General features: G+C 58.4%; 6 protein-coding genes. 1 reads left to right on the forward strand and 5 read right to left on the reverse strand.

Annotated features, from left to right (window positions below; all coding sequences use genetic code 11):
• Positions 1-256: 256 nt before the first annotated feature.
• The 4 genes from AC3B8H_RS14880 to AC3B8H_RS14895 form a co-directional block, all read right to left on the reverse strand.
• Positions 257-2578 carry a PKD domain-containing protein gene (locus AC3B8H_RS14880; protein ID WP_488442328.1) on the reverse strand — a complete coding sequence of 774 codons (2322 nt, stop codon included), beginning with the start codon at positions 2576-2578 and terminating at the stop codon, positions 257-259.
• 672 nt (positions 2579-3250) lie between these two features.
• On the reverse strand, positions 3251-3700 hold the full coding sequence (locus tag AC3B8H_RS14885) for a hypothetical protein (protein ID WP_488442329.1): 450 nt from the start codon (positions 3698-3700) through the stop codon (positions 3251-3253).
• Between the two features lie 134 nt (positions 3701-3834).
• Positions 3835-4800, reverse strand: a complete 966-nt coding sequence (gene corA / locus AC3B8H_RS14890) for a magnesium/cobalt transporter CorA (protein WP_488442333.1) — start codon at positions 4798-4800, stop codon at positions 3835-3837.
• Positions 4801-4834: 34 nt separating this feature from the next.
• The gene (locus AC3B8H_RS14895) at positions 4835-6013 is read right to left on the reverse strand and encodes a hypothetical protein (protein WP_488442330.1); all 1179 of its coding nucleotides are present in this window, start codon (positions 6011-6013) and stop codon (positions 4835-4837) included.
• Positions 6014-6194: 181 nt separating this feature from the next.
• On the opposite strand from AC3B8H_RS14895, the gene AC3B8H_RS14900 reads away from it, so the two are divergent.
• Positions 6195-8903 carry a cation-translocating P-type ATPase gene (locus tag AC3B8H_RS14900; protein ID WP_488442331.1) on the forward strand — a complete coding sequence of 903 codons (2709 nt, stop codon included), beginning with the start codon at positions 6195-6197 and terminating at the stop codon, positions 8901-8903.
• A 38-nt stretch (positions 8904-8941) separates the two neighbouring features.
• Here AC3B8H_RS14900 and AC3B8H_RS14905 read toward each other — a convergent pair.
• Positions 8942-9209 (reverse strand): sigma factor-like helix-turn-helix DNA-binding protein (locus tag AC3B8H_RS14905; protein WP_488442332.1); only part of this gene is annotated, 268 nt, incomplete at its 5' end.

Consider the following 9209-nt stretch of genomic DNA (forward strand, 5'->3'; position numbering starts at 1 on the left):
AGTATTTTTCTGTACGCCCGCGATTTTGTTGGCACACTGCCCGGCGGTGTTTCGGCAATTGAGCCTCTATTACCGCCAAGAACCGCATCGGCGTCGCGATCTAACGTGACATTGGCAATCGTTACGCATTCAGGCCTTGGCAAGCGCCCGTTTAGGCGGGGTTTGCGGACTGATCCCCAACTGAAGGCTGTTTTCCGAGACACAAAAAAGAAAGGCGTGGATAACCACGCCTTCCATTACAACAGTAAAAATTCGCTTACCAGGTGAAGCTCGCCGCCACCTGCCCGCTGCCATCATAGGTATAACCATTTTTGACGACGGTGCCAACGGTGTACGCGCAGGTTCCGGAACTGCTGGAGGGCAGGCTGGAACTACTGATACTGGCGATACCGGTGGAACCTGTCACAGCGGACTTGGCCCAGGTTTTGGAAATATTACCGGTACTGGTTTTCGCCGAACAACTCCACGTGCCGTTCACCGTGGCGTTAGCCAGCGTGGTTTCGCCATATTTGACGGTCACTTTGGCCAAACATTCCGATTTGCCGCCGGTCAACAATCTGCGGATTATCGAGGTGTTCGAGACTTTCATACTGACGTTTACCGGCGCCTGGGCAATATTGATCGTTTGCGTGGCGCTGTTTTTCAAGCCAACGTTGTCGGTCACAGTCAGCGTGGCGGTATAGTTGCCCGGAGTTCCATAGGTGTGGTCAACGCTGGCGGCGCTGCCATTCGCGCTTCCATCGCCGTAATTCCAGTCGTAGCCGGCGATGGTGCCATCCGGATCGCTAGAACCGGTACCGTTGAAGGTAACCTTGGACGGCGCGTCGCTCGCGGTCGGCAATGCCGAAATGACCGCGGTCGGCGGTATCAGTTTCACGAGGTTTTTCGGATAGCTGCCGGTAATCTGGTATTGGCCAAGACTGCCGTAATCTGAATAGCCGGTCGTCAAGTCGCCTTTACCGACGCCATCGACTTGCAGGAAATATTGACCCGCGCTCAAGTTGGCGCTCAGCGACGCCGACAGACTATCCGCCGGGTTTACTTCGCTGACCGACTTGCCGGAAGCATCGAACAATTTCAGCGCAATATCCAGATTGCCCGCCACCGAACCCGAAACCGCATTCAGCTGCACGTCGCCGCCATCGGTGTAAAAAGTGAAAACATCCAGGTCGGTATTGCGTTCGATGATGCCGGTTTGAACTACCGAGGTGGGATCGCCCGACAAAGGCGCGGCCGAGGCCATGCTGTCCGGGAAGTCATCCACTCGAATTGGCGCGCCCGCCGCATTGATGACCGCGAGGTCGTCCTGCGCGTTATTGGCCCCGGGGTATTCGCCCTTGCTCCATTGCGAAACGGGTTTGTAATAGCCGACCCCCATCAGAGGCGCCCAACCCGTTGCACCGCTGCCATGTCCGGAATAGTATCCGACACTGGCGGTGCCATCGTGGTAGAGGCTCAGGTTGTGGCCCACTTCGTGGGAGATCGCTTCGGCGACATATTTGGGATTGCCGTTGCCCAACTTGTCGAAGAACACCCAAGCCGGTTGATAACGATTCGGCGAAGTGGCCGAATAAAGCGAAAACACATTAACGTAGGCTACTCCGCCGCAAACCTGTCCACACAATTCCGGCATCGAACGGGTTATCACCGCGCGCGTGCCGTATTGGGTGTCTCCACTGTTAATGCGTTGTATGGCATCGGCCGCCGGCTCTTGAGTGGTTACATCCACATCGAACGGCGCGTAGTCTTCGGCCACCCGCTGCCAGATTTCGCGAATGTTGTTCAACTCCGTGGTGCTGAATCCGCTGGGATTGCCATCGGTATCGTAAGCCTGACCGGTCAGCGTACCGTTATACCAAGTGGTATTGACCGCTTGATGGCCGTTAAAGTCCAGATAAATGACGCGATTGGAATCCGGTTTGCTGTGTAGCAAGAATGGATCGGAGGTCGATGTGCTTATCGCGGCGAAGGTACCTCCGCCGCCCTCGGCCGTCGTGGCATTGGCAGTCTCAACAGCATCCGGCGCGTGATCGGCCTGAGTATCCGATTCGACGTATAACAGGCGACCGACTTGATCAATCCACGCGGTCTGGTCGCTTATTAAAATAGCCTCCAAGCGTTCGGCGGACATCCCGTAAGCCTTGGCCACCAATGGCAGGTTGTCACCGAGTGCATCGACCGCCGCTTGTCCGTTAAGCTTCTCCTTTAGCGATATTTGCGGAAACGGTGATTCGGTTTCGTCCGACGACGGCAAATCGCCAACGTTGGACAACGACTTTTGGGCGTTCGCCTTGACCACGCTCAACGGATTTTCGAGACCGGAACCGTTCAAGCCGGTAACGATGGCCTGAACCCGACCATCCGAAAGCAAGGTTAAGACATAGTTGTAACCAATCAAGGCTTTCGCCGCATCGTCCTGATTCGAAAAATACAAGGACTCCTTCAGGAGATTCCCGGTACCCGCGGGTGGAAACGACTGACTGACATCGCCTTCCGTCTGAGCGGTCTGGTCGGGGGTGACGGCGCACCCTACGATAGTCGTGAGAGCGGCCGTGGCAACAAATAGTTTTGTATTCATAATCGACTTCCAAAGTATGGGCAAGATCCAGTCGAGGATTGCGAATCACGCGGCGCATCAAGACCAAAATCCTTGCGACAAAAAACCAATCAAAAAGCTGACCGCTAGTAGGGAGTAAGTTAGGGTTTTAACCTAAACATCCAAAACGCATACCCAGGTGATCAGGAATTTGCATTTGAAGGCTGGCTTTAAACCTCGCGCGACTTGAAGCGGTAAAAAGAGTATTGAATTTACGCCGTCGATTCTTGGCTAGCTAAACTCACTCAAAATCGAGTGTCTCCGGCACACCGGTTATAGGGAAATTTGACGACAGAAAGGTTATAGCCCAACGCGGCCGATTCGGCTAGCCTGGATATTGGAGCCGGTTTAGAAAATGAAGGGTAGTTCCGATTCGAGATTTTAAAAGCCGCCGCGATCGACGATTGCAATAATCTTTTCTCTCGACTCTCGGACGCCACCGCCTCGCTACGCGAGAGCGGTGTCCAATAGCGCTGACCCGAGACGAAAACCCGAGTCAACATCGATTTCCGTGAGACGGTCGTTCAAGCGCCGAACTACGCCGTTCCGCGGACGACCCCGCGCATTTGCGCGCGCTCGTAGGGATCTAGGCTATCCTTGCCGGCTTCCGACGCTCACCGCCCAGGCATTTTGATCGCCTTCAACTCGCGCCGATCAGCGATTATTCCGGTACATATCCTGCTGGCGTTCGATGGCTTCGGTTAGGTTATACCCCTGGTCGTTGAGCAAATCGCCGACAAAAAACAAACGCATCTCGAATATCCAGGCGATTTTCTTCTGCTTATTGTTTTCGACGACGATCGTCGCCAGCCTGGGATTATTGTCGACGATCAGATTCACAACGGTTTTCGGATTATTCGGATCTTCGTTCAATGCGCCGGACACGATCCGCTGCGCGTATTCCAGCGTCAATACCGAGCGTATCGCCGGGGCCGTCGCATTTTTTTCGTCTATCATCGACTGTGCTTTGAAATAGCCGATATCGTAGGCCAGTTTGGCGACAACACTGACGGCGATCGCGATCCCCCAGATTGACAGACCGATCTTCAAGCGGCGTCTGACTTGGGGGTGGGAGAGTCTTCTAACTAAAACGCTAAACTTCATTGTCGGGTGTTTCCGTGGCGCCATTCGCCGGTCTTTGAGAGTTGAAACAATGGGGTGACAAAAAAACAAACATTCAATTCAGTTCAGGCATCCGCTATCCATCGTCACTAAAATTTGAGTCCCAGGAGCGCGACTCATAACCAGCCGGCCCGCTTCAAACGCCAATACAGCAGCAAGCTGCTCAAGGCCACGCCGCCCAGCACCACCGGGTAGCTAAAACTCCATTCCAATTCCGGCATATGGCGGAAGTTCATGCCGTACCAACTGAATACCATGGTCGGTATCGCCAAAATCGCGCCCCAACCGGCCAAGCCTTTGACCACTTCGTTCTGGCGCACGGTTTCGAAGGTCAAGTGGACCTGCATCGCCGCGATCAACATCTCGCGCATGCTCTGAATCGAGCGATCGATGCGCTTGATATGATCGGCAATGTCGCGAAAATAAAAGCGCACGTCTTTCGGAATCAGGCCGTTGTGAAAGCGCATTAATTCATTGCAGATGTCGATGACCGGCGTGATCGCCGCTTCCAGCATCAACAACTCCCGCTTGAGTTCGTACAAGCCCTCCATCGTCTGCCGACTGGGCCTCTGTTCGAAAATCGCCGACTCCAGCACCTCGAAGCGCTGCTGCAAGCCGTCGATCACCGGCACGTAGTTGTCGACGATAAAATCCATGATCGAATACAACGCAAAACCCGGCCCTTTGGCCATCTGCTGCGGCATCGCCTCGCAGCGGCCACGCACCTTGGCGTGGCTCAGCGACGAACCGTGCCGCACCGTCACCAAAAACTTCGCCCCCATGAACAAGTGGGTTTCGCCGAATTCCACTTGGTCGTCGACCAGTTTGGCGGTATGCAGCACGATGAACAGCGAATCGGCGTATTCCTCGATTTTCGGGCGTTGGTGAGCGGCGCAAGCGTCTTCGATCGCCAAGTCGTGCAGACCGAATTCCTGTTGCAACTCCGCCAGCAAGGCTGGATTGGTTTCCCGCAACCCCAACCACACGAAGGTCTGATCCTGCTGGATCACTTCGCTGATGTCCGGAATCGACACCTCGCCGATGCTGACGCCGTTGTGGTAGGCCACGCACTTCATAATCATGCTGCTGTCGATGGATTCGGCCAAAAGCGTCCCCTTATTTGGAAATCGTAATGACGGGCGCCCCGGATTGGGCGAATTGCGTCATCGTCATTTGAAAAATCTGACAGAGTAGCCGAAAGCCCTCCCGGTTCCATTGATAGCCGGTTTCGGGGCGCAACGCATAGAAATTGTCGCCCAGCTGGATACTCAGATCGTCGCCGGGCCCGTCGCCGACCGTCACGGCCAGGGTTTCCACCGGATTTTCGCGAACCTCGGGCGTAGCCGGATGCCGGGCCACCGGGTATTCGGGCATATCGCCCAGCGTTTGGCCGACGAAGTTCAACACGTTGTGAAAACTGCGCAAGCGGAACACTCCATGCAACGGCCACTCGCCGCCTGGAAATCCGGGACGGATATCGACGCTGACGTCGTTATCGGCGCCCTGCTCGGCTTCCTGCTGCAAACGCATGCGTTCCTCGTTGCTCAACGTGGCCGGATCGTAGTTGGTCAACACCATCCGGCCAACCTCGCGCTTGGTCATGGTCAGTTGTTTGCGGACCGGATCGAACGCCAGTTGGTAGTTTTTTTCGAGCGCCGCTAGCTGTTCGGCCGGCAACGCATCGGCCGGCAAAGTCCAACGACGCTCGAACAACAACGGCTCGACGAACAAGCGGTGCCGATCCTGTATCGACGACAAATGCAACACGGCCTGGCGGAATACCCGAAATCCGGCCTCATCCGCCGGCAGGTTGCGGTGAATGCCGGCTTGATCGCCGCCGGACAAACGCAGCTCGCCGGCCAGCAACCGCAGCAACAAGTCCACGTCCACGCCTTGCCTGAGCAACATCGTCAATTTGCTTTCCTGAAACGGCGTCAGCAGTCGACGGGTGAATTCCTCGCCTTCGATCGGCACGATACTGATGGTCGGATTTTCGGACAGACTACCGCCGAACACCGGCGTCAACAACGAGCCCGTAGGCCCGGTCAGCGCCGGCGTCGCTCCGGCATTGAGCTGAAAGTTAAAGGTCGCGGCGATATTTGAGACGCCGGTGAAGTGCAGCGGCTGGTGTTGATGAGCGCGGGCAATGTTTAGCAGCAACTGCTTCGCCAACACATCGTTGGTGGCCTTGTCGTACTCGATCACGGCCCGGTCCAGGGCCGGCGGCGAAACGCATCCCGCCAGCATCAGCGCCAATCCCGCCGCCGACAGCTTCGCGCCGCCCGCGCCGTTCATCCTCCAGCCGTTCCACATTTTCGATGCCCCAAAATTTTGCCCCGCCGCCCCAGGAATCCGCCAGCCCGGCATTTTATCAGCAATATCAGGGCCGAAGCAGACTCCCGCCGACATTTGCCGCCCGCAACCGGCGGGCCGGCGCTAAACTTAGCGACAGCATAGCCGGCCGGATAAAGCCATCATGAAAATTCACCACCTAACGCCCGAGGAAGCCCTGGACAGTCTGGGCTCCGGCCCGCACGGCCTGGCCGATGCGGCCATCGAAGGCCGCTTGCGCGAGTTCGGTTTCAACCGCCTCGAGGAAACCCGGAAAAAGTCGCAACTGCTGTTGTTTGCGCAAGAATTTTTACATTTCTTCGCGCTGATCCTCTGGCTGGCGGCCGGCCTGGCCTTTTTCGCCGAATCCCAACAACCCGGTGAGGGCATGGCGACCTTGGGCTATGCCATTTTGGGCGTGATCGCCATCAACGGCTGCTTCTCGTTTTGGCAGCGTTTTCAGGCCGAGCAGGCGATTGCCGCGTTGCGTAAATTGCTGCCTCACCAAGTCAAGGTGGTGCGCGACGGCGCGCTGAGCCTGATTTTCGCCGACGAACTGGTGCCCGGCGACGTGCTGGTCCTGCAGGAAGGCGACAACGTGCCGGCCGACTGCCGGCTGCTGGAAGCCTTCAACCTGCGGGTGAACAACTCGACCATCACCGGCGAGTCGCTACCCAAGGGCCGCGACGCGCTACCGTCCACCGACGAGGACATCGCGCAAAGCCGCAATATTCTGCTGGCCGGCACCTCGGTGGTGGCCGGCGAGGCCAAAGCCGTGGTGTTCGCCACCGGCATGCATACCGAATTCGGCAAAATCGCCCATACCTTGAAAACCACGGTCAAGGCGCAATCGCCGCTACAACGCCAGATCGCCCGGCTGAGCCGTTTCGTGGCGCTGCTGGCGCTGCTGCTGGGCGCGGCGTTTTTTCTGGTCGGGCAGGCCATCGGCTTGAGTTTTTGGGAAAACTTCATGTTCGCAATCGGCATCATCGTTGCCAACGTGCCGGAAGGCCTGCTGCCGACCGTGACGCTGGCCTTGGCGATGGCCACCCAACGCATGGCCAAGCGCAACGCCTTGATCCGCAATCTGCCGTCTGTGGAAACCCTGGGCTCGACCACGGTCATCTGCACCGATAAAACCGGCACGCTGACCCAGAACCGCATGGCGGTCAAACAACTGTTTCTGGACTACCGCTATTGCCGGCCGGAGGAATTGGGCGGCGACAGCTTGCAACACCACGCCGCGTTCCTGGCGTGCGCGGCCTTGTGCCACGACCTGAAACGCGTCGAAGGCCAGAATCTGCTGGGCGATCCAATGGAAGTGGCCTTGGTCAATCTGGCTCACGCGCAAGGCATGCGCGTGGCCTATCCCAAGATCGGCGAAGTCCCGTTCGATACCGACCGCAAGCGCATGTCCACCCTCCACAACACCCCAACCGGCAAGCTGCTGTATTGCAAGGGCGCGCTGGAAATGGTGCTGCCGCTATGCACGCAAATTGCCGTGGCCGATCAAACCCTGCCGTTGGACGACGCCGGCCGCCGCCAATTGCGGGAAGCCCTGCAAACCATGGCCGACCAAGGCTTGCGCGTGCTGGCCCTGGCCTACCGCCCGCTGGCCGACGGCGACGGCGCCGATCCGGAATCCGCGATGATTTTCAGCGGCCTGGTCGGCCTGGAAGACCCGCCGCGTCCGGAAGTCGCCGACGCCATCGCCCAGTGCCGGATCGCCGGCATCAAAGTCATCATGATCACCGGCGACCATCCGCACACGGCGGTCGCGATCGCCCGCCAAATCGGCTTGGTGCAATCCGACACGCCCAAGGTCATCACCGGCGACCGGCTGAAAAAACTCACGCCCAGCCAGTTGCAATTGGCCCTGGATGCGCCGGAAGTGCTTTTCGCCAGGGTTGGCGCCGACCAGAAGATGCAGATCGTCGAAGCCCTGCAACGCAAGCGGCAGGTGGTCGCGGTGACCGGCGACGGCGTCAACGACGCGCCGGCCTTGAAGAAAGCCGACATCGGCATCGCGATGGGGCGAGCCGGCACCGACGTTGCCAAGGAGGCGGCCGACATGATTTTGCTGGACGACAATTTCGCCAGCATCGTCGCGGCGATCGAAGAAGGCCGGGCCGTGTTCGACAACATTCGCAAATTCCTGACCTACATCCTCACCTCCAACGTCCCGGAAGTGATTCCCTACCTGGCCTTCGTGCTGTTCAAGATTCCACTGCCGTTGACCATCGTGCAGATTCTGGCCGTCGATCTGGGCACCGACATGCTGCCGGCCTTGGGACTAGGCGTCGAGAAACCCGATGCCGCGGCGATGCGCCAGCCGCCGCGTTCGGACAAGGAGTCTTTGATCGACTGGCGCCTGCTGGCCCGAGCTTACGGGTTTTTGGGCTTGCTGGAAGCCGCGGCGGCGATGGCGGCGTTTTTCTTCGTGCTGAACGGCGCCGGCTGGGATTACGGCGCCAGCCTGTCCCGCCAGGATCCGCTGTACCTGCGGGCCACAACCGCCTGTCTGAGCGCCATCATCGTGATGCAGATCGCCAACGTGTTTCTGTGCAAACAACACCAACGCGGCCTGCTGGCCACGCCGTTGCTGGATAACCCGCTGATACTGGCCGGCGTCGGCCTGGAAATCGCGCTGATCCTCGCCATCGTCTACACGCCTTGGGGCAATTTATTGTTCGGTACCGCGCCGCTCGGCCGCGACGTCTGGCTGTTCATGCTGCCGTTCGCGCTGGGCCTGCTGATCTGCGAGGAAGTCCGCAAATGGCTGGTGCGCCGCTTCGCGCCGTTTCCGCCTCGGGTTAAAGCGCCCGCGCTCCGCCGTCGCCCGCGGCCGCAATGATCCGCCCTGTTTGCAATGCCGCTCCCTAACGTGCGCTCCTAACGCTGCAAGCTTCGCAAGGCTTGCCTGAGCGTGCTTTCCACCTGTTTGATCGCCAAACGTTCGTCTCGCGCCGCTTGCCGGTAGCTATCGCCACCCAGACGAATCTTGATCAGCAAATTACGTTGCCGAACCGGCAAGGCGTCGATCTGCCTCCGCAGCCCGTCCCAAGCCTGGCGGCCGGCGAGCACGCTGTCGGGTAGCGGCAACGGACAGACCCAGTCTTGGCTAGAGCGGTCACCGATACGGCGAGGATATCGATCAGGA

The organism is Methylomonas sp. BG-2 (assembly GCF_057766305.1).

Coding starts and splice junctions, on each gene's coding strand:
- AC3B8H_RS14885 (WP_488442329.1), bottom strand. CDS start 3,700: ATGAAGTTTAGCGTTTTAGTTAGAAGACTCTCCCACCCCCAAGTCAGA.
- corA (WP_488442333.1), bottom strand. CDS start 4,800: ATGATTATGAAGTGCGTGGCCTACCACAACGGCGTCAGCATCGGCGAG.
- AC3B8H_RS14895 (WP_488442330.1), bottom strand. CDS start 6,013: ATGAACGGCGCGGGCGGCGCGAAGCTGTCGGCGGCGGGATTGGCGCTG.
- AC3B8H_RS14880 (WP_488442328.1), bottom strand. CDS start 2,578: ATGAATACAAAACTATTTGTTGCCACGGCCGCTCTCACGACTATCGTA.
- AC3B8H_RS14900 (WP_488442331.1), top strand. CDS start 6,195: ATGAAAATTCACCACCTAACGCCCGAGGAAGCCCTGGACAGTCTGGGC.